Raw genomic sequence first — 25,991 nt, forward strand, 5'->3', positions numbered from 1 at the left:
GGGTTAAGCCGACGCTCGCGGCTCTTTGAACTCGTTAAAGCTGATCTGGTTTCCAAACGGATCGATCACGTGCATCGCGCGTGCGCCATAGAATTCGTCCTGCACGCCAGGACGCAAGAAACGATAGCCCTTCGCGGTTACTTCGCGGTGGAAGTCGTCGACACCGGTCATCTCCACATGAATGTGTACTCCGGGCGAACCGTCGCCATGATGCTCGCTCAGATGCAGGCGAAGTCCACCACGCGAGACCTGCATGTACACTGGCATGCCGGGCTCAAACGTGTGCTCCCAGTCAACCGTGAAGCCGAGAAATCCGCAGTAGAACTCCTTGGCCTTCTCCACGGAGAAAATGCGCAGGATGGGAATGGTTCGGACGAAGGTAATCGCCGTCGTGGGCTCAGTCGCAGATGCAGTCATGATCACTCCATTAAATCAAAACGGTTTTCGCCAACGATGAATCGGGCATATGTTCGTCCTTTTAGCCTTTGACATTCTCAATGGGCGAAGCGAGTGCTTGGACCCAGTACGACAATGAACGCAATCGCGACCCCACAAGATGCCAAGATTAAGGGCCAGCTCCTCTCGATCGGCATTGGTTCTGCCGGCGGCCCATAGGGAATCATCGTTCCCTTACGAAGCAAGTTGGGGTCCCACATGAGTCCCGATGTGCCGCCAAAGGTCGAGGCGGCGGCGGAGATCAGAATCAGGATCATCCCTCTAGGATTCAATGCTCCGGCAACGCACATCAAAATTCCTCCGGCAAAATACGGGATCGTAGAGAGGCGCACCGCTCTTCGGTAGCGTTGCTCCTGATTGCTGCCAATCAGCGGACGCAACTCAAGCAAACTAAGACGCGCGGCCAGGAAGTAGGTAACAGCGCCGAAGATAGTCAGACCGATTCGCCAGATCCATTGTGGGCCGAGTCCACGAATGAATTCTCCCCAGTCACCGATGCCGCCAATTCCTGAAAACAGAAAATACCCTGTGGCAGCGAAAAGGTTTACAGTCATCGCAATCCAAAAGAAATACTTCATTCGCGGACGGCTGCGACTGGTGATTCGCCCGAGGAAAAAGAACACGGCCGCGGCGATGAAGTTCGCGAGAGTGCCGCCAGCCATCACCAGGCGGCTATCCACACTGCATTCGAAGTGAACTGAAGACAGCACGAGAGGCTGGGCGCCCGTGAGAAGACAAGCGCCACCGTGGCCTGCTCCTTCATGCAACAGGTTCCCAAGCATGTAGGCAAGGACCCCGATCGATCCCACAGTAACCGAATCTGGCATAGGTACCACTTTGACGGCAATTTCTGGCTGCGTAGCGCTCTGCATTTCGGCGATAAGGTAGCACAGCAAGGGCAGAAACGAGTTGTTTGGTCTGTGATGGACTCAAGCCGCGTCTTGATGATTCGCCGGGGAGGGCGCCTGGGCGCTCTAGGGCGACGAACCTCGACGGCCGTGAAGTCCTCGAAGTAGACAAAGTCATGCTCCCTGCGTAATAACTTGAACTCTGGCGCGTCTATGTGCGTAAGAACCGGCAGAGCGGTTCCCTGTCTGGTGGCTTGCGGCCGGAGCGAGAAGACATTTCATGAATACATTGAAGAGTGACTTTCTTTATGGCGTGCGCATGCTGCGCAAGAGTCCCGCATTCACAATTGTCGCGGTCTTGACGCTGGCACTTGGAATCGGAGCTAACACGACGATTTTCAGCCTCGTGAACTGGCTTCTTTTGCGGCCCATGCCGGTGACGCAGCCGGAGCAGATCAGCGTTCTCGCTTACAGCCAGAGGCATGGCAACACACAGAATCAGTTCTCGGTTCCCGACTATCGGGTTATACGCAGCCAGACGACGAATGTTTTCTCGGACGTTGCCGGATACCAAATCGGCATAGACGGCTTCAGCGTCGAGGGCAGAGCCGACCGGCTCATGACCTATTACGTGACGGGAAACTTCTTCCGCATGCTGAACATGCAGCCGGCACTCGGCCGTCTCTTCCTGCCGGAAGAGGGTGAGAACGTCGATTCCGATCCGGTGATCGTTCTCGGATACCCGTATTGGCAAAAGCGCTTTGGTCGACAGCCAGACATCGTAGGCAAGAAAGTTTCCCTCGATGGGAAGCCGTTTACCGTGATCGGCGTTGCGCCAAAAGAATTCTATGGACCGTATCCCATACTGGAAGCTCAGGCCTACCTGCCACTGGGTATGAACGTAGTGGAAGGCACGCCGCGCGATTTCATGGAGAATCGCGGTATGCGCCAAGTGGTCCTCATGGCCCGGCTTCGAGATGGGGTTGCGCTTGAACAAGCGACTGCATCGCTTGCCGTGATTGGACAGCACCTGGGCTCAGACTTTCCGGACTTTGATAAGGACATGGCAATTCGCGCTTACTCGGAGGTCCATTCACGTCCTCAGCCGGATTCCGACAATACGGTGGTGATCGTCGCAGGTTTGTTTCTCGGACTGGCGGCGATGGTTCTGCTGCTGGCGTGCATGAACATCGCCAACATCCTGCTCGTGCGGGCGACAGTGCGCGAGCGTGAGGTCGCAATTCGGGCTGCGCTCGGCGCTTCGCGAAAACGGCTGATCCAGCAACTGCTCACGGAAAGCGTTCTGCTTGCGTTGCTGGGTGGACTTGCCGGCATCGTGTTGGGATTCGGCGGAAGCTCGCTGCTGGGCTCGCTCAATCTCCAGACTGACTTGCCTATCCACCTCGACTTCGGCTTTGACTGGCGCGTCTTTGGATATGCGTTTTCTGCCGCATTGATTACTGGGATCGTCGTTGGAATTGTCCCAGCGGTTCGCGGTTCACGCGGGAATCTCAATGCTGTCCTGCACCAAACTGGACGCGGTGTCGTAGGTGGCCGTGCCCGTTTGCGGACGGCTCTAGTGGTCGTTCAAGTAGGCGGCTCGCTGATCCTGCTGATCGTTGCCGGACTCTTTACCCGTAGCCTGCAAGCGGCGCAGCGGACCAATTTGGGATTTGACCCCAATCACGTTGTTAACCTTTACATGGATCCCAGTGAGCTTGGTTACAAGCCCGACCAGACTCTCCAGTTCTATCGCGACTTGCTCGCGCGGGTCACACAACTCGGGGGTGTGGAAACGGCGGCCACTGCCAGCAGCGCGCCTATGGGGTACTACGGCAACGGGGATGGACTGATTATCGAGGGATACCAGCCGCCGCAAGGTCAACCTGGTCCGGGATCGCAATATGAATTGATCTCCGGAGACTACCTTGGAACGATGAAGATTCCACTCGCCGAGGGAAGGACTTTCAAAGACTCTGACAACGATAAGGCGATAAATGTGGCCATCGTGAACGAAACCATGGCCAAGAAATACTGGCCAAAACAGGATCCCATCGGGCGTCACTTCCGCATGGTCAGCAATGCTAAGCAGACGCTCGAGATCGTTGGCGTAGCAAAGGATGCCCGCTACCAGCGTGGTAATGGACCATTCTCGAACCACTTCTACATGCCCCTGACGCAGCACGCAGCCCTGGGTAGCCTGCAAGTCTTGCAGGTGCGGACCCATGGTGATCCGGCGAGCATGATTCCCGAGATCGAGCGGACAATCCACGCTCTGGCCCCTGATCTTCCGGTCTTCGAAGTAAAGACCATGAAGCAGGCCCTATACACACTCAACGGATTGCTGATGTTCCAACTCGGCGCGAGTCTGGCTGCCGTGTTGGGAGGTCTTGGCCTCATTCTCTCGGTGATCGGCGTTTATGGCGTGATCTCGTATTCCGTAAGCCAGCGAACACAGGAGATAGGAATCCGGATGGCTCTGGGAGCACAGCCTGGTTCGATTCTTGGCCTTGTTCTCCGACAAGGTGTGATTATCGTGTGTGCTGGACTGGTGCTTGGATTAGCTTGCGCGCTTGCTAGCGCGAAGCTCGTCGGCAAATTCCTGGTGGTTAGCGGCGCTGATCCGCTGACGTACTTTACTGTCTCCGCCACCTTGACTCTGGTTGCGCTAGCTGCCTGCTACCTGCCGGCACGACGCAGTACAAAAGTGAACCCGATTGTGGCGCTGCGGCACGAGTAACGGATGTAAGGGAGAGTGAGAATAGAACGCCGTAACGACTGATAGTCCGCCGAGCGAGGGCGCTCCGCTAATCAGTACTGTCTATCGCTCCGGAGAGCGGCGGTGCAGGATGGAGGAGACTGCCAAAACCGCGACTATTACAACGGCGACGCTCATTTGCGGCACTCCTTGTCAGCATCTAGAGCGTATCCGGAGCCACCGGAGCCAACAAGATTACCCGCGCAAATTCAGCGATTACTCGCGTTACCGGAAGGCGTCTGCCAAATCACAACTAACGCTAAGCTATTGATTCGGGGTGAGTTCCGTGCTCTCTCTATCTTTACCATCCGCTACCGCGGACGGTTCTGAAACCGTGGTAATGGCTCCGGATGCCAATCGCTGGCCCACTTCGAGGGCGTCGGGCCCATTTCGAACTCGAGGTTACCTCCGTGCTGAATGTCCTGATAGCGCAGTACAGGGATGGCCAAGGGTTTGCCGTTTAATTTTGCCGACTGGATATACATGTTTTGCGGCGAATTCCCACGAGCTGAGATTACGAAGCTTTTGCCTTCGGGCAGATTCAATGTGACCCTCTCAAAGAGCGGGCTGCCGATCATGTACTCGCCCGAAACGGGATTCAGTGGATAAAAGCCCATTGCCGTAAAGATGTACCAGGCCGACATCTGCCCGCAGTCTTCGTTGCCTAGAATGCCTACTGGCGTATTGGAATACGCCTGGGTAGCAATTTCGCGAACTTTCGCCTGCGTCTTCCAAGGCTGGCCGCTGAAATCGTAGAGATAGCCATAATGATGGCTGGGCTCGTTGTCGTGCTTGTTGTGCCCGCCGTTAAAATGCTCGTCGAGCTTGCGGTTGAAAACATCCGGGCCACCCATCAGCTTCATCAGTCCGGGAATATCGTGCATTGGCGACCAGGTGTAAACCCAGGTATCGCCCTCCGTCCAGCCTGCGCCAGGATCGGCCCAGCTACCGTCAGAATTGCGGGCTTGCATGAATCCTGTTTTGGGATTGAAGAGCAATTCGTAATTGTGCGAGCGATTCATGAAGAACTCGTAGTCGCTCTGTTTGCCAACCGCTTTGGCGATTTGAGCTACGGCATAGTCGTCATAGGCATCTTCCAGAGTTGACGAGGCGGCTTCGGAGGTTTTGTCTGCCGGCACGTAGCCCAGAGTTTTCGCATACGTGAGCCCTGCACGCGCTTCATATGGCGTGTGCTCCTCACGATCGAGCCACTTGTGCTTGGTGTCATCATCCGGAGGGGTCATCGCGTCTTTGTACGCGGCCTGGTATGCGAGGTTGAAATCGAATCCGCGGAATCCTTTGTTGATGGCTTCGGCGATTACGGCGTCCGCGTGCGTGCCGATCATGATGTTGGTGTAGGAAGGATTCGGCCACTTCGGCATCCAGCCGCCTTCGCGGTAATTCTGCAGTAATGCCGTCATCATATCGGGAACGCGCTCTAGCGCAATCAGGGTGAGCAGGCTGTGTTCGGCGCGAAATGTGTCCCAAAGGGAAAAGGCGGTATAGGAGACACCGTTATGAACCTGATCGTCGAAGGCACTATAGTAGCGTCCGTATTCCGAGAAGAGCCGCGGATATAACAGCGAATGGTAAAGACCGGTGTAAAAGATTGCGCGCTGGTCGTCTGTCGCACCGTCAATGCTGATAAGACCAAGCTTTTGGTTCCAGGTCTGCTGCAGTCTTGCGCGCGTGCCTTCGAAGTCCCAACTCGGAATCTCTTTCTGGAGATTCGCACGCGCCTGGTCGATGCTGATGAAAGACGTTCCGACACGCACCTCGATGACCTTTTCATCTCTGGCACGGAAGGTCGCATACGCTCCGACATTGTTTCCCGAGACTGATGTTCGATCCCCACGCGTATCCGAGCCCTGGTAAGTGCCGCTCTCTGCCCAAGAATCGCGGAATTGGACCACGAAGTATCCTTTGAAATTCGGCAGCGCAAAAGGACCGAGGTGAGCGTCCATGCGATGAGGATTGAATCCGCTGATCTCTTTGCGCTCCAGGTTTAATTCGACTGAGCCGATGATGTTTGGACGAGTCGCTTCCACCAGAACGCTCGGTCGAGTATCCGCCGGGAAGGTAAATCGCAGAAAACCACAGTGATCCGTCGCCGTCATCTCGGCGTGGATCTCCCGCGATTGCCCGGCATCCAGCACGACAGAGTAGTAGTACGGAGTGGCGAGCTCATCTTCGCGTGTGAACTTGAGTTTGCGAGCATCGGGAGTGGTCTTGATCTCGCCCAGCTCGGGGACGATGGTGACGTATCCGAAGTCTCCCATCCAGATTGCAGGTTGATGCGTACCTATGAATCCCGAAATGGTCGTGTCGTCGTAGTGGTACGAGGTGATGCTGATCTTGTTTTGCCGAGTCTGCGGCGTCCAGTTGGTCATGCCGAAGGGCGTAGTCACGAGCGGCATGGTTCCACCGTAGTCGCTGCCGGCGCCTGCGGTGCCGATGTAGGGGTTCACCCAGTCGACGGGGTTCGGACGGGCAGAGACCCTTTGGCTCTCTTGGGCGCAGGTTATCGTGCAGAGAAAGAGCAGCAGAAGGAGTAGAGACGAACAGCCATGAAGAGCATCGTCCGGCTTCTTGAGTGTGAGCGTCGGAAACATTTGGGCCAGTCAGGATAGCAAACACAGAAAGCAGTAGGACGATGTGGGAGCATTGCGAGAGCGCTCTGGGTCAAAAGCGACTGTCATCCTGAGGCCCGGCGTTCGCCGAAGGATCTCCCGCAATGACTGGTACAAAAATGTAGCTTCGCGGCTCTTTGGCGAGGATCTTCGTGAAAGAGCCGGGAAGCTGCAATTGAATCCGATTCATTCCGGTAGATCCTTCGGCCAACACCGGGCCTCAGGATGACAGGCAAAAGATCGTAGGCACATCAGGCGGTCCGCCCAGGTGTAGCGGCACGAGCCTTCTCTTGCATCCGATAGTAGTTGATGAGATCAGTGCTCTCCGGCGGCTTCGCGCCGATCTGGCGCAGCATGGTGGTCACCTGACCGCGGTGATAGCTGGCATGATTCACGACATGCTGGAGCATCTGCGCGAATGTCGACGAGTGCGGCTCGCCCTTGAGTGATTTGTATTCCATCCGCGTTTCAATTCTTTCCGCGCCTAATCCCTGAAAAAATGCGCGCACACCAGATTCGAGCTCGCGCCACGCAGAACAGAGCGAGGCTACATCGCGAAATCCTTCCGTCGTGAGCATTCCTTGCGGGTTGCCGCGCCACCGTGAGTACCAAACAGCCTCGGCTCCCATCGTGTGAACTACAGTGTCGCGGATGGACTTGAAGCTGCTTTCAACGGGTTGAGTGAATTGCTCGGGCGTCAGCGCATCGAGGGCAGCGAGCATGCGATCACGGGCCCAATAGTGATAGTCGAGCAGAGCGTTGATTTCGTCGTTGGTCATGGAGTCTCTTATATTCCGCGATTGAGGTTCTCGCGGTCGTGGCGAGTCTCATTGGATACTGTCATCCCTCGCTCCGCCGCGTGAGTGTTCGGGATGGCAATCATTCCGAGGCGGAGCGGGGGATCTGCTGTCCTCATTGCAAATCAAACAACAGCAGATCCCCCGCGCAAAATACGCGCGAGGGATGACAGTCACAAAACGGGACTGGCAGACAAGTTCTCACACATCCCTTAAAGAATATACCCAGCGCGGCCGAGCCAGGATGCCTCAAAGTCTTGGGTTGACCGATCGTTGAACCAGCTTCACCGCAGCAGCGCTGAGGCTGACCACAAGATCGGCGCCTGACCGTGAAGATCGCCCGTCAATCTTGCGCGGTCGAGGTAGTACTGCAGATCGTTCTTTTTGTTCGTGCCCTCGCAGACATTCCGGATGTCGCCGTCAGGAGTCAAATAGCTCACCAGCCCAAGCCAGCCTTTGCGCGCTGCGGCCGCGTAGGTCTTGCGATCGAGCCAACCGTTCTTAACTCCAGTGATCATCGCGAAGGTGAACATGCCGGTCGATGAAGATTCGGGCCACGACTCTGGATGATCGATGAGCTGCTTCCACATTCCGTCGCTCCCCTGGTACTGCAGCAGCGACTTCATCATCTTGCGGTAACCGTCGAGGATGCGGGCACGCTGTGGATGATTTTCGGGCAGGGAGCGAAGCAATTCCGCCATTCCTGCGGCTACCCAGCCGTTGCCTCTGCCCCAGAAGAATGGGACGTCAGGCGCGTGGTAGAAGAGCCCATTGGGCTGCTGGAGCCTGTCGAGGTATGTGCTCATCTCGAGAGCGGCCCGGTCGACGTACTTGTTGTCTCCGGTCGCGCGATACGCCTGTAGCTGCACGATTTCCATCATGTACATATCGTCGATCCAGAAGCGGCTCTGCTTCGAGAGCCCGTCGGGCGTGGCATCTTCCCACTGCTTGTCGGCCATCGACTTTCCCAAATCGAGATACTTTTGCTGCTTGGTCTCGATGTAAAGCTCCAGTGGAACCGCGCCAAAGACAGTCGAATCCACGTGATTCGGTTCGGGAATTAACTTTGCTTCGTCACCGAATAGCGGATCGAATCGAGTGGTCAGCTTGGCCGTGAGATCTTTGTCGTCTGCGAGTTGCGCGAATGTGAGCGAGCCATACCATGCGCAGGTCTCCGGGTAGGTGATATGAGCAGGCGGAGTAGATCTGCCGAAGTTCGTGTGTGGTCCGTTAGCAAAACGCTCTGCGACACGCTTGCCGATCTCCTGAGGCGACGAACCCTTAGGCCAGTTTTCAAATTCCTTGATGCGATTCTTTTTCGATTTTGCGGCGTGCGGCTTCGCAGCAAATGTTTGCGTGGCGGTGCTGGCAATCATGGCCAGGCATATCACTACGAACATCGGACGAGGTGTTCGAAGGTTCATGCGTATTTTCTTACCACATGGTTCTACAGGCGAAACGAGGATGTAACTCGCTTCAGTGCTTAATGACCTGATCGAAGTGACCACTACGAAGAGCGCTGCAAATGAAACGCTCGTCGAGACATGATCATCGATGATCCCTCACAGACGATAGGGCCGGAGGCCCGGCTGGCCAAACGTCAGCCCAGTCCCGGAAGGGCTGGGGCGATGCAAGCACAAGATGATGAGGGCCGGAGGCCCGGCACCAGCTTATTCGTCGCCTTTGAAGGTTATCGTCGATGTTGTTCGACAACGGCAGATGCGGCCAATGCACAGCGGAATAAACGGAGGTAAACGCAGACCCAGCCCTTCCGGTACTGGGCTGACGTTTGGCCAGCCGGGCCTCCGGCCCTATCATTGTCGAACTGCGTAAGGTTCCTCGAAGAATAGTTTGAAATTGAGGCCGATTCTGACCGGCTGATCCTGCTTTGTCGACATCCGCAGGCCAAGGGACATCGAGGCTATCGCTGCACATATAAAGCCTGCAGGAAGTGACGATAGGTTCGGCTGCAGGGTATCTCTTTGCCATTGCGTAGTGAGACGATGAATTCACCGCTGTTGCAGGGTTGCAGTTCGCTGATTCGGCTAACGTTCACGATGTAGGAGCGGTGAATGCGGATGAAGCGGGCGTTGTCGAGTTGGTCTGCGAGCTTGCTGATTGGTTTGCGGAACAGCAGTGGATCTCTTCCGGTGATGTGCAGACGAACGTAATTCGCGTCGGCCTGAATCCAATCGATCTCGTCCACAGAAACAAAGATCACGCGCCCGCCGGACTTGATGATGAGCCGATCGTCCGGCTGCCGCTTCTGCTCTGACGATTCTGCGCTCACGACATTGTTACTCATCCACATTGGCTTAATCTCCCCACGTACTTCCCGACCTAGTTCGGTAACCGCAATGACGATTGCCCAAACACATATCGCCATCCCGCCGGTGTTCTTACATATGTGTCGCTGAACCAAACCGCGTAATCGAACGGCTGGGCGCTTTCTGCACCTCTCGCGCGCAACTTCGCCGTGACAACGGCGGTATCGCCCCACACGCGAACTGTTTGACTGATGTCGTCCTGCTGTTCGTAGATGACGCGGCCGGATTTTGCTTCTTTGAGCAGATCAGATTTTGTATAGCTCTTACCGGAGCCGGTAACGAGCGTGAAATCGTCGGCCAAGATGCGGTCCATGGTGGCGACATCGTTCCTCTGCACTGCAGCCTGATATTCCTTGTCGAGTGCTGCAACGATCTTGCCTGGATCATCAGTTGATTCGGTGTGACGACGAAAGAGCAGATCGAACCAGGGCCTCCACGTGCCTCCGTTATCGGTGGAGGTCAATGCGGTTTCGCGCACACCTCCGTCGACCGCCTTCCACGTACCGCGAACCAGAGTGTCTTTCGCGTGATCGTGTCCGCTCAGTACGATCTCGCCGTTTTCGAGCTTTCCTTCGATTGTCAGCAACTGTCCGCGATTCGTTACCCAACTCTGGTGCCAGGTTTTTCTCGCGGCGTCATAGATAGTGAAGCTCTCGCCTTTGAGCCCAGTCGGATCTTCGTAGACTTCCCGCAACACGCAGCCGTTGAGTGTGCGTTCCACCCGCGTGCGCGCGACTTTGTTGGTGGTGCCGAAGTCAAATGCGTCCCAATCGCCGATCCAGAAGTCGAATTGCCGATGCTCAGGAGTGGCACAGGATGTGGACTTTGGGGATTCATTGGAGGTGCGTGAGTTTGCAGCAAGATCCTTCGGCGGAAAAGCAAGGAGGATTGATGCCACGCTGACCTTCAAACATCGAGCAAAAAATCTCATTTGTGAAACTCCCCAGCCTCCAGTGCCCAGACCTATTTTCAAAACGGTCGTCTCGTCACTCAAGATAGAGCTAGAGACGGCGTAGGGATGGACGTTTCCGGACGTTGCTCCCCGACGTTTACCCACCCCTTCCGGGACTAGGCTCATGTTTGGCCATCGGCCAAACCCACAGCCGAGGGGGGCTGTGCCACAAAGTTAAAAAGCGCCTGGTTGCCGTGTCCGAAAACGTCCATTCCTCACAGGAGAATCCACTATGATGAGCTTCGAAAACCATGGCACTTGATTGGCAGGCTTGCTCGCAGGCGAGACTCTCACGCGATGCGCGATTTGATGGGAAGTTCTTCATCGGAGTCCGCACCAGCGGGGTTTACTGTCGTTCGATTTGTCCCGCGCCTACGGCCAAAGAGAAGAACGTTCGTTACTTCCCGACCGCGGCCGCAGCCGCAGAGGCGGGCTTCCGCCCATGCCTGCGCTGTCGTCCGGAGTGCTCCCCGGGAACTCCAGCCTGGTTCGGAACTTCAAACACAGTTTCGCGAGCCCTGCGCCTGATCGATGAAAGCGGCCTTGAAGATGGAGGCGTCGAAGCGCTTGCCGAACGATTGGGATTGGGAGCGCGACATGTTCGCCGCCTGTTTCTCCAACATTTGGGAGCGACGCCGAGCGCAGTTGCTCGCACGCGCAGGCTGCATTTTGCCAAAAAGCTGATTGATGAAACCAACCTTCCGATGAATCAGGTTGCACTGGCCTCCGGCTTCGGCTGTGTACGGCGGTTCAATGCGGGAATTCGGAATGTTTATGGACGCACGCCAGTGCAGATTCGCCGCCTCGCGCGGCAGAAGACCATCGAGCCGGAGAATCAGTATTTGTTTCGACTTCGGTTTCGCCCGCCGTATTACTGGCAGGGGATGCTGGCATTTCTGGCGGCTCGGGCTACACCGGGTGTCGAAGCGGTGGACGCAGGAACTTACCGCCGTTCGATTTCCTTAAATGGGAAGCACGGCTACTTTGAAGCCTCGCTGGACGAAAACACGCACACTCTCACTGCGCGCATTCAATTCGGCGATCCTCGCGCATTGTTTTTTATCGTCGAGCGCATACGCGCAATGTTCGACGTGAACGCCGACTGGTCGAGCATCTCGACGGCCTTGCGTGCAGACCGAGAGCTGTTCAACAGACTTGATGCCGCTCCAGGAATGCGTGTGCCAGGCTGTTGGAACGGATTTGAACTGGCGACGCGCGCGGTTCTGGGGCAGCAGATCACAGTCAAAGGGGCCACGGCCCTCGCAGGGCGAATCGCCCGAGCCTTCGGACAGCCGTTTTCCGCGGCCAATCTGACGCACATCTTTCCCGCTCCGGAAATTCTGGCCGATGCCAACCTTTCCAGCGTTGGATTGCCGAAGGCTCGGGCCGCTACGATTCGTGCTCTCGCCCGGGCGGTCTGCGACGGTCAGATCCACTTTGAGGGAATCATCGACGTCGACCAGTTCCTAAACCGTCTTTGCGAGATACCCGGCATCGGGAACTGGACCGCTCAATACGTCGCCATGCGTGCCCTTAGAGAACCCGATGCGTTCCCTTCTTCCGACCTGGGGCTTCTTCGCGCGCTGGACGCAAAGACGCCTCGCGAACTGGAGCGGCGTGCCGAGGCCTGGCGGCCTTGGCGGGCCTATGCTGCGATGTACCTCTGGGGTAGCCCCGCTTGGGCCAAGCTACCTCGACGAGTGGAACCTCCCAGCAAGGCAGCCTTTCGCCAGGAGCAAGATGCGCGTCGCATATCTGCGAGCCAGGTGTAAGCGGCGACTCCTGCAGAGGCGCTGCATACTGTGTCTCTATCCTGCACTATTCTCATGACAATTCAGCGACCCATAGCGCAAAGCTAAGTCATTCTTTTTCTATAGCCTAGGTATTACCTCCCGGTCTTACACCTTCGTTCGTTGCTTCCCCGGCGTAACTGCTCTAGCTTGGTATTGACGTCGCCCATGGTGAACCCAGAAGAGTTGCAACAGATTGCTGCCGAGCACGTGGAACGACGCCGTGAGCCGCGGCTAAACCAGCCCGCTGGCGTCACTGTTCGAGTTGAGCAGCCAGGCGGTGGCGAGGAATTTCATGCCGTGCTCGTGAATGCGAGCGACGGAGGATTTGCGATCCGTCACTGGCGCAGAGACCTCTTGATCGGCCAGAGAGTGCGAATTTCGGACGCCGCGCAGCACGAAATTGCAGCTTCCGTTATGTGGAATTGGGCCGTGGGACCAGTTGTGATTTCGGGCCTGTGCCGAGAGATGGTACCCACCGCCAGCGCACATTTCCGTCAGATGTATGACCGGCCAAGACCGGACGAATCGAACTCCGGGTTTCAGGGTTGGGCATGGGCGGGGCTTACTGGACTTATTGCTGCTGCCGCCTGGTACTTCAGAGACAAAATTTTGTAGGTTTGGAGTGGCTCCCCAATGCATGAACTGAAGCGTCGATATCCCCGGTATCCCATCGACAGGCCTCTCACTGCATACCGACTCTACGAAGAGATGAAAGTGGGCATTCGCGGCCATTGGCAGCAATTCGGAGAAGGTGGCATGGGCGCGCAGATGTCGGAGCAATTGCGCTCCGGCGAAGTGCTGCAGATCGAACTTTCGCCGTCTCTCAAGGTGTACGCTGCTGTGCGGTATTCACGGGCCTTCTATCACGGGTTCGAATTCGTGCTTCTCAAAGACCGGCAGAAGGCTGAACTGGCGCGGCTGAGTCGAGAGATGGGCGAGAAGACAGAACAGACGGCGCCGAAGCCCTCTTAGCAGGCATCCTCTAAGCAAGACGTATCGACAATAACCTGCGCGAGGGCGCGCGGGCGGTCCTTTTTTATTTTAATATCTCGTTCCTACCGCCAGCCGTCGTTCTTGGGATCTAGCCAGGCTGCGAGGGACCCTGCCGGAACACGGTCGCTCGGATGCGTTCGGTTCCATTCAGCGCGTATTTGGGTGTTCCACCGTCTCATGTCATGCACGAAGTCCGCGTTCATGAAAACGCGACTGCAAGAGTTTCCGGAGGGCTGCCACTGTGTGCCGTCGGAAAAAAAGACCCGGCTCACCTGCACTTCCACTCCACGCATATTCCGCCAGGTTGAACCAAAGTACTTCTCCTCATCTTTGGCCGACTTAACCACTAGCCCGCCAGCGCCCGGCATTGTCTCCCAGGCTGCGTAGTAAATATCCGACACCGAATACCTAAGGCCCGAGCTATCGACTGCAGAGAGCTTAAACTGCGTACCGGAAACGATCTTGCTCGACTGATTTGTGAACCAGAGAACGATGTGCTTGCCGGTCTCCATGGGGACGTCAGTGCCGGCCACTGACACCAGGACGGGACAAGTGCTGGCAGTCCGGTCTTGGGCGACAGAGACAGCACAGGCCAGAAAAAGCAACGCGAGATATTTCATAAGAGCCCGACCGAAAAGTGAGGGAGGTAGAGGCAGCTTCTCAGTAGTGCCTCTTATCGACAACGTTACGCAGGTACACGCGGTAAGTTGTCCTCCCGGCAATCTTCGACAAACGGCTGCACCTCCGTCCAATCGGGAGTGCTTTCGGACGAGGTGCGTGCAGGTTAGGCCTTAACGGCGGGAAGAAGAGCAAGTAATTGTTTTTCCGGAGGAAACGACACCGGCTTCAAAACTGTGAGCTCCTGCGGGGGGACTCCGGTCTGGTAGGCGCGCACAAACGTTTCGACGGCTAGTCCCGCCGTTGTTGGGAGGGAGATCGAAGCCGTGAGAATTCCTCTCTTTACCCGATCCTGACCGGCATTGCCGCTCGCATCGCAACCGATGAAGGCCAAGTCGGCCCAACGGCCACCCTCTTCGGACAGCGCCTTCTTCGCTCCGAGAGCCATGTTGTCGTTCTGCGAGCAGACTAGATCCACCTGAATCTGACGCGAGGTGGAAAGACGCAGCCAGGATTTCAGCGCGTGATATCCGCTTTCTTCTGTGAAGCGTCCACGAAGCATTCGTAGTTGCACGTTGGCAGGCTTGGCACGCTCGACGCCAATTGTGCGCTGCTCGGCAGAGTAATTGCCCGAGGGTCCTTGGATGTAAAGCACTAGACCGCCCTGAGGAAGAAGGGCTGCGATCTGGCGCGCCTGTATGCGCCCGACTTCCTCTTGGTCCACAGTGATGCAGAAGACCGGAACTTTGCTACTCACCCGCAGTTCAGTCAAGTAATCGATGTCGCGGTTAACCACCGCCCATCCGATTCCTTTCGAGACAGCTGCGTGCGCCACTTGCGACAGGCCCGTACCTGCCGGATGACAAACAACTGCGTCGGGGCGCGATTCAGGCACGCCTTGAATGGCGTCGAGGAGTTGCTGGCTTTGATTGATGGCGTCGCCTTCGGCATAGATGACTTGCGCCTCAGCGCCCAGTCGCTCAGCCATCTCGGTGACCGCGCGAGCCTGCTCACGCTGATAGTCGTTCTCGTTGCTGACCAGGGAAACCAACAGTTTCAGCTTCTTCATGGAAGTCGACCAGGTAGTGGAATGATAGGTCACGAGAGCGCGGGAAAGAAGGTTACTCGGAGGGAACGTTCCCAAGAGGGAGTTGGGTAACAACGACCTTTGGTAATTTGACGAAGGCTTGCGCAGCAAGAGTTCGAAAGCTTATTGGCGAGCAAGAATTCGCCGGATCTGATCGATGTGATGCATATCATGACCAGCCATGTGCCGCGCCAGATCTGAGACTGTGATGTTGCCGCGTTCTGCGTGCACGCCAAACTTCTGCCAGTCAGCGACGCTCAGCTGGCCTAGCATGCGCAGATTCGCTGTGCGTAACAATCTGAATAGCTCAAGCGCTTCCCTCGGATTCCACGAAGCATAGTTTCCGAGCTGCGCCCATTGGTCCTGATCGAACGGAGCCAAGTCACAGCCGCAGTGTTCAATCATTCGGCGATATCGCCAGGCGGTTGCAATCTCGTCTTCTGCCAAGTGAGCCAAAATCTCTCCAACGGACCATTTTCCGGGTGCTGGACGAGCCTGCAGGTCCGCCTCACTTACCCCGTCAATGAGCTCCGCCAACATGAGTGGCGCTTGCCGCTGCATCGCAATGGGATCTCTGCCTTCGGTATAGGCGCTCAGGCGAGCTTGATAGACGGTCATGGAGCAGGAGGAATCCTGCACATTTTAGACGAGTGGGGACACGTGAGACCGGGTTACGCGAGCTTGCCGCGAAGGTCGTCGTCCCAGATGAACTTGTCCGGCTCGAGGCTCTCGACGCCGATCTTGCCTTCCAGGTCGGAACCAGACTTTCCGATCCAGACAACCTTGTATTTTGCGCGCCGAGCATTCCGTGCGATCCAAAGAATGTCTCCCTCGCCGATGCCTTCAATCTTCATCAGCTTGGCGCCGCGCGAAGAGACTTCGCAGGTGCACGCCGGACGAACTTTGGTGGGTTCGCTGTGTAAGGAGATCTTCACCGGGAGGACCACTGTAATGCGATTATCCCTGCGTAACTGTGAAAGGCTTAGGCCCGTCGACATTCCAGAACTTCCCCCGGGGAGATTTTTACTTCCGATCCATCCCTCCTATTAGGCATCAATTGTCGCAAACCGTCGAGATTTCATGGGTAATCAGGAGCTGTTACTCGAGGGATAGGATGCTGCAAACCCGTGCAACTCGAGCAAAACGTCCGGAAAAGTGGTTCCTCGGCTCCCATTCAAGAAGGATTTGGCGGTTCTCTTAGAACTTCCACTCCAGCTAAGGTATTTTCCACCTTAGGTGCGTTTCGGCTTTAGTTTTCAACGATCTACGTAGGTATTGAGACCTACAGTAAGGCGTTCTCTGGATCATTTAAACGCTACCTGTCGCCTAACCTGAGCTTCGCGTCGGAACCCCGACCTGGAGGCTCGTTTGCGACCTTTGCGCAAGGCAGACAGCAGGTTTCTGGCAGTCTTGTTGGGCATTTTAGGAGCTGTAGGCTGTGGCGCGGGAGCGGGAATGCAATCTTCTTCGCCGGGAGCCACCACTCCGTCAAACTCAATCTCCGGAGGCGGCACTATAGCCCCGACACCGACACCTAGTCCTTCCCCCAGTTCGCCCTTTCAGACTAACCTCGCGGTTACCGGGCAATGGGTACGAACAAACTCTGTCTCCCCGGACGGCGCGATTCTGTATGGTTCGTCGCAGATCAATCCGTATTACAGCAATCTGGCTGCGATCGGCCTGACTCACGATCCCTTGAGCTATGCAACCGTCCAGCGTTGGATGCAGTGGTATGTCAATCACCTGAATTGGCCGGACAAGTGGGGCCTCTACGGCACCACCTACGACTATGACTACAACAATGGCGTAGCAACCTCGCGCGTGTTCGCCGACTCCACCGACTCCTACGCTGCCACGTTTCTGACGCTGGCCTGGGCGTTCTACCGGACCGGTGATGCCGCCGCACAGAGCTATGTGAAGAGCATCGCATCGCAATTGGACTCGATTGGTGGAGTGCTGATTCAGACACAGCAAAGCGACGGCCTGACCTGGGCGAAGCCTGATTACCAGATCAAGTATTTAATGGACAACTGCGAGGCCTACCGTGGGCTGCGGGACCTCGCGCAGTTATTTCAAAATGCCGTTGGCGATTCGAGCAAGGCGGGCTACTACAACGCCGCCGCCGACCGGATGCTGCAGGGCATCGAAGGCATGTGGAGCAATGGCGCGTGGGCGATGTCCAAGGACGGAGTCGGAAATCTTGTCGCTCCCAATATGGGCAAGTGGTTTCCCGACGCTACCAGCCAGATCTTCCCAGTGCTCCAGGGTGTCATCGATGCATCGGATTCACGATCGCAACAGGCTTACAACAGTCTCAATAACGCGTGGCCGGGATGGCCGTCGCTGTCGTACAACGCACAGGATCCATTCCCGTGGGTGCTCGTTGGAGACGCCGCCATCATAATGGGGGATGCTGCTCGCGTGGCGACCTACACGCAGTCCATCGATACTAAATACGTAAACAAGGGATTTCCCTGGACCTGGTACTCGGCCGAGGCTGGCTGGTTCATGCGTCTGAATTCATACGCATTGGGGGCAAGGCCGCTATAGAGCTAAGTACAAAACTTAGCGGGGTAATTAGGCGAAGCCCCGCGTGCAAAGAACACAAATCGGCCATACAGTCTCAGTTGCTGTTCAGGCAGAACTTGGGGGAGGGCTGCCGGAACATCGAAAAAGCCCCGCTGAAAAGCGGGGCTTTTGCTTTGTTGAACTAACAGCGACGATCGTCTGCGTACAACAGTCTACTTCTGCGGAATGACTGCCTTGCTTTGCACGGGCTGCTCGCCGGCAGCAGTGGTCCGAAAAGTCCCGACTCCACCCACTGGCTGACCATTTTCCGTAATCTGGAAATAGTAGCGAGTATTCGGCGACAGGCCTTCCATCTTTGCGTGATGGTTCTTGCCATCGCTGCCATCTGTTCCCTGAGCGGCCTGCGAGAGGTTAGCGCGGTTTATGCCGTATTTGATGGCGGTGTTGCTGGCGGCATTTCGTGTGGCCCATCCGATCAGCGCATTGGAATCGCTCACCGTCTCGGCTACTGGACCGTTGCTAATGTCATTCGAGGAAGATGCCTCCGATCCAGAGGGCGCAGAAGAGCCTTGTCCTGAAGCGCCGGAACCACTTCCATAGGCACTCGGGGTTGAAGGCGATGCCTGACTGCTTTGGGCTGAACTGCTAGTTCCATTATGGGACGATGATGTTTCGTCAAATCCACTATTTCCTGCTTTCACCGTGCCGGAACCGCCGCCATCGGTAGCAGGCGTATTGGAACCAGTCGCTGGCGACGCCGAATCGCTCTGCGGGAGAGCACCTCCCGACTGGCTCGTGGTGGCGCTCGACGAGGGCGTCGAGGGGTCGGCGTTTGAAGTACTGTTTGCCGTTGAACTTGAACCGTTTTGCGCGGAACTGGTGCTCGAGTAAGTTGAGCGTTTTTTCTTTGTCTTGCTGGAAGTGCCGCTAGAATCCGTTTGCGCTATCCCAACTGCGCCTACAAGCAGGACCGTTCCAGCGACCAGCAAAATTCTCTTCACTGCCGAATTCATACTTAAAGTCTCCTTCACTCAAAAAAATTCAGAGTGGCGGAAACTTGGATGCGTCCAGAGCGGTACGGGAGGTCAGGCCAGAGTAGCTGCATAGAATTGAACAGTGGATGAGCGCTCTCCAACTGACAATAGCGGCTTCGGTTTCCACAAAACCAAAGTCTCTGCGTCCGCATCCCACAACTGTTTGTTTACGATGTTGATAAGTTCTATTAAAAAGTGAGCTAAATTCTTGTCTTCAGCGAATACTTCGACACCGGTAATCCACTCTGTTCAGTTTTATGACCACGACGACGCCCTCATTCAAAGGCTGCGTGGAATTATCGTGTCAGGGGTGGAGGTCGGAAATGCAATCCTCGTGGTAGCAACCGAGGAGCATCGGCACCAACTCAGGGCGGCACTCGAGCAATCGGGGATCAACCCAATTGGTCTTGAGGAAGAGGGAAGGTTGCAATTGCTTGATGCCCGTGAACTGCTCGATCAGTTCATGGTTGAGGATCTGCCTAGCCGCGACTTATTCCTTTCTAAGGTTGGCGCTCTCGTGAAGGCTGCGAAGCAGACTTCCTGGAATATGCAGCGCGGCTTGACGGTTTTTGGCGAGATGGTAGCGGTTCTTTGGCAAGAAGGAAATCACGCTGCAGCACTCAAACTCGAACATCTTTGGAATGAACTGCTCGACGATGGAACCTTTCATCTCCATTGTGCCTATCCAAGACATCTCTTTACCGGGGATCGTGATTCCATCCTGCTTCGCTCGGTCTGCGAAGGGCACTCTCACGTAATCGGGCAAGCGGCCTAAGCAAGATCTCGCGCACAATCATACTTAGGTTTATCCCGAATTGGTCTTCGCTGTTACCGTGCGGCGTGTCACCGAAGCACTCTGACGGTCGCGGGATGCAGCTCCCATAGAGTATCGACCCTGTCGCTTCCCCTGGCAAACCCCATTGGATGCACCTGGTCTCGGAATGCTACGCCGATCACTTCTACGGGAAATGGTTGCGACAGCTCCTGATTCACATCAGTGATTGTGATCCCTCTTCGTTCAAGGTCCGCGAAGAAAGACGCCCTTGGCAAGCAGTATTCTTGGGTTCCAGGAGTCTCTACAATCATTCGGGACGCGGTTTTGCTCGGCTCTTCCGAGATTTCCAGATGAAGGTCGCAATCGCTGGCGCGAAAGAAGACTGTTTGCAGATAAGCCTTGGGAACTCGATAGAGGGCCATCTCCCTTCCTGACCTCGCGCTGCGAGAGCCAGGCTCAGGCCCTTCCGCCCACTGCAGTATTGCCGCTGCACTGATATCGACAGGCTCGGCTTTGGGAAGAGATTCGTTCTTGAACTCGATGCGCCAGTCGTCTTTGGTGATGTGTGTTGGTTTGCAGACGCAGAGGGCGGCAGGGTTGGTGGCCTTGCCGACGCGTTTTCCAGGACGAGCAGGATCATTGCAAGCCATCAAGAAAAGCGTCACAGGAATTAGCAACCCCGGAAGGAGCGTAGGTGCGCGCATGCAAGTAGCGCAGTGTAACACCCAGTGTTGCTGCTGAAAGCCCCAGAGGAATAACGCCATTGGGGGCGTCAGAGTACCCTAGTAATCCACACTTGTGGCCGTAAAACGCGGTATGCTTCGCTCATCGACGTCCGTTCCCAACCTGCAAGATTCCTCGAAGAGGAGCGCAAGCAGTTCCGAGCCAGCTTGCCTGAGAATCCTGGGACGCTGTGGAAGGACTTCGCTGGCCGGATAGCGGTGGTATTGTCGGGCGGAGGAGCCCGCGGCGCTTACGAAGCGGGCGTATTGCTGGCGCTTCAGGATGCGCGCCTTCCGACGCACATTCTTACGTCCACCTCAATTGGCGCCATCAACGGTGCTTCGTATGCAGGGCATGGCCGGGGATATCTTGGAAACGCGGAGCCCCTGGTAGAGGGATGGCTGCAACTTACTCCAGCCAGCGTGGGCATCGACTGGTCGCGATACATCATCGTCCTCACCGGACTCATAGCAGCGACGGCCGGATTCGGAAACGCACTTGGCGTACTGCTTCACCGCCTTGGCATTGTCGTTCGTCAAGACGATCCCCTGCTTACATGGCTATTCCTGGGAGTGGCAGGCACAACTGTTCTTTTCTCCTACACAGAGTTCTCCTACCTCTTTTATGTGTTGCTTCACCCTATGCGCGGCCAACGCTGGGCGCCGAACAAGAAGAAGCTCACTTGGTCACTAATAGCGAACGCAGTCGTGCTGGGCTTCACTTGCTGGGTACTAGTCTCGACCCACGTGGAGTTTAAGGCGGAAGCTGTCTTCTGGCTGACCCCTCGGAATGATCTGTGGCTTGGGATTGCGTTGCTGATCGGCGTGCTGTTGTGGTCAATGCTGCGCAATCGGGTGAGCCGGTTAAGCCAAAGAATTTTGAGGTCTCCGCTCGACTCAGGTCTTTTCCAGAATTACGAGCGTTCTCGCTTTTTGCGGGATCGCATTCATCAGCGTCGCCTCCGCCGTTCCCCGATCCGAGTGGTAATGACCGCAGCTGAACTCTACACCGGACGCGAAAAATATTTCGCGAACAAGAAGATCGAGGAATTAGCGAACGATCCTGGCGTCGATGCCGCGTTCGTTCGCTCTCACTTCGAGTACGCGCACGACATGATGAAGGCCGTGATTGCTTCCTCGGCGTTTCCAATGGCCTACGAGCCAGTGAAGATGCACGGCGGGCTCTGGTCCGATGGCGGACTTGTGGCCAAGCAACCCATCATTCCCGCGATCCGGCTGGGAGCGGATGTAGTTTTTCTCATCGCCGTCGAAGCTGAGAAGGAAGTTGTTCCGAAGATCCGAACCTTCCTTGACGTCGGCATGCGAGCCTTTGACATTCTGATGTCCCGCAATGTGAGGTCCGACTTGCGAGTGCTGGAGAGTGTGAATCGAATCTGCGAAACCTACGCTGCCAAAGTCGGCCTACGTCCGGAGCAGCTGGTTCTAGAGATCGGAGATCATTCTTATCGTTATCTGAAGGCATTCACGATCCGGCCAGCGACGCCTCTCGCAGCCACGCTGCTCGACTTTGATGGCAAGATCGTGCGTCCAGCGATCGAGCAAGGATACAAAGACGGAGCGACCGCTATCAGGTCCTTTATCGAATACATCGCCGAAAATCCTGCAGGCGGCACTAAGCATTACCTCCGCCTGAATTCCGAGAGAGAAGTTGTCGCTGCCACGTGACACCCATCACTTCGGCCTTGGGGCATCCTCCTGCTGTACGTTTGGACCTTCCGACTCGAACGGCCAGTTCCGTTCCAGCAACACTTCCTTCTCCCGTTGTTCTTTTGGCACGCGATCCACTTTGAGGTTCTCGAAAAAGTGCACGCCTGTTTTCCCGGCGGTTCCAATATCGATGTCGCCGTCTCCATCGAGATCAGCGACTACGAATTGTGTGCCGACACCGGCAGTGCCATTCACTGATAACGTATAGCGGGTGAATCGTCCGTTCTTGCGATCGATCTTGTAGTAATAGACGACGAGCGGATCGTACGAGCCGGGATCGTTACCAGAATGTCCGCGATAGCGCTTACCGGTTATAAGCTCCGGTTCACCGTCTCCATCAATGTCTGCCAAGGCGAGCGCATGTGCCTGTGAGAAAGATTCATCAATGGCGTGCTTGATCCACGAGCGCCTGGCACCCGTACCCTGCTGTTCAAGCCAATAAAGCCCATAGCTGTGGCCGCGGCCGAAGATGATATCCACCTTTCCGTCTTGATTCACGTCGTAGCCCACAATGGGAAATCCAGTATCGCCCAGCTTCCACTCTGGATGCCATTCCCATTGATCATGTTCGGCGTCCACATTCTTCAGCCAGCCATACGGTGTGAGAATGTCGGGCTTACCGTCTCCATCAACGTCCCCAACTCCAACGCCGTGGCCGTCTGACTCGGGTCCGCCGGCGTGATGCACTTTTGGCTGGGTCCCGGAGAAATCCACCCAGATAATTCCTTGTCTCTGGTAGTGGGCGAGAACGAGATCTCGCTTACCATCGCCGTTCACATCAGCTAGCCAGCCTCCTTCGGTGTCATAGCTGTCGCTGATGAAATGCCGCTGCCACATCACATTGGTCTGCTTCGGATTCTCGTACCACCAGAGTCCATTCGTAATCCAGCCGGTCGTAACCAGATCGGGTGCGCCGTCATGGTTCACGTCGATGACCCACTCGCCGCAGTCGGAGACAAACTCTTCGTGAATACCGACCGTGCGGAATTGATGGCGCTTCCACTCGCCTCCTTGCGGACCTGGGTTCTCATACCAGTAAGCACCGCTAAGGATGTCGGGCCGTCCATCGCCATTCATGTCAAGCGTCGTGATGCCCTCGGCGTGATCGGTTCCCAAACGGTGAACGAAGAACGTCGCTTGAGGGATGTCCTCCGGACCATTTCCGCGTGTTGCCTTCCTCTCCTCTTGTCCAGTTAGAGGGAAGCAGAATGCCAGAAACACGAGTGTGCCAAATAAAGTGTTTGCCATGGCTTTTTTGGGGAACTACTTCAGCGGATACAGCCTTATGTTACGGAAGAAGACCTCGGCGCCCTCTGATTGAAACAGGATCTTGCCGCTTCCGGGAAACGCTTCGGACCCCTCGTTCACGAGCTTCCCATTTACATACTGCTTCACATGACCTGCCTGATTCACAAGCTCGACGACATTCCATTTCCCATGAGGCTTCTCGACTTCTCCAGATGGATCGCGGTATCCAACTTCGTTCTTCCAAGCCCCTTTGCCGATGCGATCGATCTTCGCGCCCTTGCCTGCCGGACCTTCGACACGATTTCCATCCTTACTGGTGAGGGCGCCTCCATCGGTCATCCAGAAATCTCCCGTCGCGCCTTCGCAGATCTGGAATTCGATGGATCTAGGCCAAACCTTCTGCTCACCCTGGATGTTGTAGAGGATTCCGCTGTCACGCGCCTGACCGGCTCGTGGGGCGTAAGTTCCCTCTCCCCATTTGAACTCCGCTCTCAGGTAGTAGTTTTCGAATTCCCGCTTCGTGACGATGTAGCCAAATTCTTTTCCCGAGATGTGGACCTCTTTCTTCTGAACCTGGAACACACGCTCGGGATCGGAGTTAAGTCCTTTGCTCTTGAGAAGAGTGTCGAAGTTGCTGAGATCAGCGCCGTCAAACAACGTGACGGCAGCTCCGTGCGGCGGAATCTCTTTGTTGGCTCCGTGCGCCGGATAGGTGACGAACGCGCAAATGAAGAATGTTGAAAGTAACAGCACCCGGCTGCGAAGCTCGACGAGTTTCATAGCGTGTAGAGCTTACCAAAATGCTCGTCTCGCAGCTCCCACCGTCACAATCCATGCACGAGGGCGGCGATTCCATTCCACGTGATCTGCACCCCAATGCAAATAACGATGAATGCCGACAGCCGCAGAAAGACGCCCAATCCGACCGGGCCGAGGATTCGTTCGAGTCGCTCTGCGGAACGGTAGCAGATATACACGCTCAACGCGACGATGGATGGTCCCACAAATGCAGCAAGAAGAACCGGCCAGGAATAAGTATGTCGGGCCTCGTTGGCGCCAAGAGTGATAGCCACCGAGATAGATCCCGGTCCAACCGTTATCGGGAGAGTCAGTGGATAGAAGGCCTGCTGAGAGATCGTCGCCGGGTTAACCGTTTGTGGCTTTGGGTCGACTTCCTTCTGTGAGAGCACTCTCCAGCCGGTGACCGCCACAATGAGCCCACCCGCAACCTGCACCACCGGAATTGAGATTCCGAAAAACCGCAAGACATGGCTGCCGATCAGCATGGAAATCACGAGCAGCAGCAGGCTGTTGATGGTAATGCGAAGTATCAGGTTGTGACGAAGGTCAGCCGGGTATCCACGGGTCAGGCTGAGGAAAATCAGCGCACTCCCGAGCGGGTTCACAATCGGGAACAACGCCGCCACCACGACCGCGGTAGCGCCAGTGAGTTGAGCGACGATGTGCAACGTTCACTCTTTCGGTTAGTAAGAATAGCAGCCAACTAGCAGTGCGTTGGATCTTGCACCCCCGAATAGCAGAGTCATTTAGTCGAAAAACGGTAAACAGTCATCGACTGAAAACGCTGATCGGGCTTGAGTACGGTGGAAGGAAACGCAGGCTGGTTTGGCGAATCGGGAAAATGCTGCGTCTCGAGGCTGAAGCCCGAACGGAAGTCGTAACTCTTGCCGCTCTTTCCGGTGGTACTGCCGTCCAGAAAGTTCCCGGAATAGAACTGTACACCCGGCTCGGTGGTAAGGACTTCCAGCACCCGTCCCGAGCTTGGCTCGGTGACTCGCGCCGCCAGAGCTAACTTTCCGCCGCCATGATCCAGCACGAGGTTGTGATCGTAACCTCCCGCGCGCTGAAGCTGCTCCCCATCGTCGATATGGATCCCAACGGCCGTCCCATGGCGAAAGTCAAACGGCGTGTTCGCGACATCCCGGAGCTCGCCGGTTGGTATCAGTGATTCGTCAACTGGAGTAAACGAGGAAGCCAACAGCGTCAGCTGGTGTTGCAAGATATCTCCGCTTCCCTCGCCCGCGAGATTGAAGTAGGCATGATTGGTGAGGTTCAGAACCGTATCCTTGTCGGTTGTAGCGAGGTATTCAATTCTCAATTCGTTCTGATCAGTGAGACGGAATGAGACCCTAACCTCAAGATTACCGGGGAAACCTTCTTCACCATCCTCACTGAAGTATCGCAATATGATTTCCCGCGCAGCTATTGGAGCGCTTTGTTCGACAGACCAGAGGCGTTTGTCAAAACCCTTCTTCCCGCCGTGTAGAGCGTTTGGTCCGTCGTTGTTCGGCACCTGATAGGTTTTGCCGTTCAACGCAAAGCGTCCCCCGGCGATGCGATTGGCGTAACGGCCGACGGTCGCGCCGAGATATTGATTCTTCTCTGAGAGGTAGCCGCTTAGATTGTCGTACCCCAGGATGACATCGTCGACTCTTCCGGTGCGATCTGGAACTCTGAGCGAAACAATTGTGGCTCCGTAGTTCGAGATCTCCACTTCTACACCCTGCATATTCTCAAGTTTGTAGAGATAGACATCTTCGCCACCGGCAGTCTGCCCGAACCATTTCCTCGTCGTCGTGTGTTCGGTGTTTAGAGCGAACTCCGCAGGATCGGGCATTGACAGGATTGTCGCACGCACAATGCGCAGAACTCGATTTCAGCAGTCAAAATTTTTA

General features: G+C 56.0%; 25 protein-coding genes. 7 read left to right on the forward strand and 18 right to left on the reverse strand.

All coding sequences use genetic code 11. The features are described 5' to 3' along the window. Window positions 1-3: 3 nt before the first annotated feature. A complete protein-coding gene (locus VNX88_03520; GenBank protein HWY67705.1) occupies window positions 4-417 on the reverse strand; it encodes a glyoxalase superfamily protein in 414 nt (137 codons plus the stop codon). A gap of 77 nt (window positions 418-494) precedes the next feature. Next, entirely contained in the window at window positions 495-1,283 is a 789-nt protein-coding gene (locus VNX88_03525) for a hypothetical protein (protein HWY67706.1), read from the reverse strand. Window positions 1,284-1,584: 301 nt separating this feature from the next. Here VNX88_03525 and VNX88_03530 point away from each other — a divergent pair, with 301 nt between their 5' ends. Then, window positions 1,585-4,044, forward strand: coding sequence for an ABC transporter permease (locus tag VNX88_03530; protein ID HWY67707.1), 2,460 nt, complete (start codon window positions 1,585-1,587; stop codon window positions 4,042-4,044). A gap of 329 nt (window positions 4,045-4,373) precedes the next feature. Here VNX88_03530 and VNX88_03535 read toward each other — a convergent pair whose 3' ends face one another. The 6 genes from VNX88_03535 to VNX88_03560 all read right to left on the reverse strand — a co-directional run bounded on the left by VNX88_03535 (window position 4,374) and on the right by VNX88_03560 (window position 10,714). Further along, the gene (locus VNX88_03535) at window positions 4,374-6,674 is read right to left on the reverse strand and encodes a GH92 family glycosyl hydrolase (protein HWY67708.1); all 2,301 of its coding nucleotides are present in this window, start codon (window positions 6,672-6,674) and stop codon (window positions 4,374-4,376) included. A 70-nt stretch (window positions 6,675-6,744) separates the two neighbouring features. Beyond that, on the reverse strand, window positions 6,745-6,882 hold the full coding sequence (locus tag VNX88_03540; protein HWY67709.1) for a hypothetical protein: 138 nt from the start codon (window positions 6,880-6,882) through the stop codon (window positions 6,745-6,747). Window positions 6,883-6,943: 61 nt separating this feature from the next. After that, complete coding sequence (locus tag VNX88_03545) at window positions 6,944-7,471, reverse strand: DinB family protein (protein HWY67710.1); 528 nt, start codon at window positions 7,469-7,471, stop codon at window positions 6,944-6,946. A 302-nt stretch (window positions 7,472-7,773) separates the two neighbouring features. Further along, on the reverse strand, window positions 7,774-8,913 hold the full coding sequence (locus VNX88_03550; protein HWY67711.1) for a glycoside hydrolase family 88 protein: 1,140 nt from the start codon (window positions 8,911-8,913) through the stop codon (window positions 7,774-7,776). 497 nt (window positions 8,914-9,410) lie between these two features. Further along, a complete protein-coding gene (locus tag VNX88_03555) occupies window positions 9,411-9,794 on the reverse strand; it encodes a LytTR family DNA-binding domain-containing protein (GenBank protein HWY67712.1) in 384 nt (127 codons plus the stop codon). Window positions 9,795-9,829: 35 nt separating this feature from the next. Next, window positions 9,830-10,714: a nuclear transport factor 2 family protein gene (locus VNX88_03560; protein HWY67713.1), complete on the reverse strand. Its 885-nt coding sequence runs from the start codon at window positions 10,712-10,714 to the stop codon at window positions 9,830-9,832. A gap of 305 nt (window positions 10,715-11,019) precedes the next feature. On the opposite strand from VNX88_03560, the gene VNX88_03565 reads away from it, so the two are divergent. The 3 genes from VNX88_03565 (at window position 11,020) to VNX88_03575 (ending at window position 13,533) form a co-directional block, all read left to right on the forward strand. Further along, window positions 11,020-12,540, forward strand: coding sequence for an AlkA N-terminal domain-containing protein (locus tag VNX88_03565; GenBank protein HWY67714.1), 1,521 nt, complete (start codon window positions 11,020-11,022; stop codon window positions 12,538-12,540). A gap of 186 nt (window positions 12,541-12,726) precedes the next feature. Then, complete coding sequence (locus VNX88_03570) at window positions 12,727-13,176, forward strand: PilZ domain-containing protein (GenBank protein ID HWY67715.1); 450 nt, start codon at window positions 12,727-12,729, stop codon at window positions 13,174-13,176. An 18-nt stretch (window positions 13,177-13,194) separates the two neighbouring features. Continuing rightward, window positions 13,195-13,533 carry a PilZ domain-containing protein gene (locus VNX88_03575; GenBank protein ID HWY67716.1) on the forward strand — a complete coding sequence of 113 codons (339 nt, stop codon included), beginning with the start codon at window positions 13,195-13,197 and terminating at the stop codon, window positions 13,531-13,533. A gap of 83 nt (window positions 13,534-13,616) precedes the next feature. On the opposite strand, the gene VNX88_03580 is transcribed toward VNX88_03575, so the two are convergent. From VNX88_03580 to VNX88_03595, 4 genes are all read right to left on the reverse strand, one after another. Further along, window positions 13,617-14,174 carry a hypothetical protein gene (locus tag VNX88_03580; protein ID HWY67717.1) on the reverse strand — a complete coding sequence of 186 codons (558 nt, stop codon included), beginning with the start codon at window positions 14,172-14,174 and terminating at the stop codon, window positions 13,617-13,619. Window positions 14,175-14,338: 164 nt separating this feature from the next. After that, window positions 14,339-15,241, reverse strand: coding sequence for a sugar ABC transporter substrate-binding protein (locus tag VNX88_03585; protein HWY67718.1), 903 nt, complete (start codon window positions 15,239-15,241; stop codon window positions 14,339-14,341). 141 nt (window positions 15,242-15,382) lie between these two features. Then, complete coding sequence (locus VNX88_03590; protein HWY67719.1) at window positions 15,383-15,877, reverse strand: DinB family protein; 495 nt, start codon at window positions 15,875-15,877, stop codon at window positions 15,383-15,385. A gap of 53 nt (window positions 15,878-15,930) precedes the next feature. Continuing rightward, on the reverse strand, window positions 15,931-16,257 hold the full coding sequence (locus VNX88_03595; GenBank protein ID HWY67720.1) for a hypothetical protein: 327 nt from the start codon (window positions 16,255-16,257) through the stop codon (window positions 15,931-15,933). Between the two features lie 457 nt (window positions 16,258-16,714). Between VNX88_03595 and VNX88_03600 the strand changes: the two genes are divergently transcribed. Next, window positions 16,715-17,809, forward strand: a complete 1,095-nt coding sequence (locus VNX88_03600) for a hypothetical protein (protein HWY67721.1) — start codon at window positions 16,715-16,717, stop codon at window positions 17,807-17,809. A gap of 191 nt (window positions 17,810-18,000) precedes the next feature. Here the strand turns inward: VNX88_03600 and VNX88_03605 are convergent, their stop codons facing one another. Then, on the reverse strand, window positions 18,001-18,801 hold the full coding sequence (locus VNX88_03605; GenBank protein HWY67722.1) for a fibronectin type III domain-containing protein: 801 nt from the start codon (window positions 18,799-18,801) through the stop codon (window positions 18,001-18,003). A 229-nt stretch (window positions 18,802-19,030) separates the two neighbouring features. Between VNX88_03605 and VNX88_03610 the strand changes: the two genes are divergently transcribed. Next, on the forward strand, window positions 19,031-19,597 hold the full coding sequence (locus VNX88_03610; GenBank protein ID HWY67723.1) for an MEDS domain-containing protein: 567 nt from the start codon (window positions 19,031-19,033) through the stop codon (window positions 19,595-19,597). A 68-nt stretch (window positions 19,598-19,665) separates the two neighbouring features. Here VNX88_03610 and VNX88_03615 read toward each other — a convergent pair whose 3' ends face one another. Beyond that, a complete protein-coding gene (locus VNX88_03615) occupies window positions 19,666-20,301 on the reverse strand; it encodes a hypothetical protein (protein ID HWY67724.1) in 636 nt (211 codons plus the stop codon). 186 nt (window positions 20,302-20,487) lie between these two features. Between VNX88_03615 and VNX88_03620 the strand changes: the two genes are divergently transcribed. Beyond that, window positions 20,488-22,005: a patatin-like phospholipase family protein gene (locus tag VNX88_03620; protein ID HWY67725.1), complete on the forward strand. Its 1,518-nt coding sequence runs from the start codon at window positions 20,488-20,490 to the stop codon at window positions 22,003-22,005. A 6-nt stretch (window positions 22,006-22,011) separates the two neighbouring features. On the opposite strand, the gene VNX88_03625 is transcribed toward VNX88_03620, so the two are convergent. The 4 genes from VNX88_03625 to VNX88_03640 all read right to left on the reverse strand — a co-directional run bounded on the left by VNX88_03625 (window position 22,012) and on the right by VNX88_03640 (window position 25,954). Beyond that, window positions 22,012-23,295 (reverse strand): FG-GAP-like repeat-containing protein, encoded by a 1,284-nt coding sequence (locus tag VNX88_03625; GenBank protein ID HWY67726.1) that lies wholly within the window; start codon window positions 23,293-23,295, stop codon window positions 22,012-22,014. A 15-nt stretch (window positions 23,296-23,310) separates the two neighbouring features. Further along, on the reverse strand, window positions 23,311-24,075 hold the full coding sequence (locus VNX88_03630) for a DUF1080 domain-containing protein (protein HWY67727.1): 765 nt from the start codon (window positions 24,073-24,075) through the stop codon (window positions 23,311-23,313). A 44-nt stretch (window positions 24,076-24,119) separates the two neighbouring features. Further along, window positions 24,120-24,764 carry a MarC family protein gene (locus VNX88_03635; protein ID HWY67728.1) on the reverse strand — a complete coding sequence of 215 codons (645 nt, stop codon included), beginning with the start codon at window positions 24,762-24,764 and terminating at the stop codon, window positions 24,120-24,122. A gap of 74 nt (window positions 24,765-24,838) precedes the next feature. Next, on the reverse strand, window positions 24,839-25,954 hold the full coding sequence (locus VNX88_03640) for an aldose epimerase family protein (protein HWY67729.1): 1,116 nt from the start codon (window positions 25,952-25,954) through the stop codon (window positions 24,839-24,841). Window positions 25,955-25,991: the final 37 nt, after the last annotated feature.

It is taken from the genome of Terriglobales bacterium, assembly GCA_035567895.1.
Lineage (GTDB): Bacteria > Acidobacteriota > Terriglobia > Terriglobales > Acidobacteriaceae > Gp1-AA112.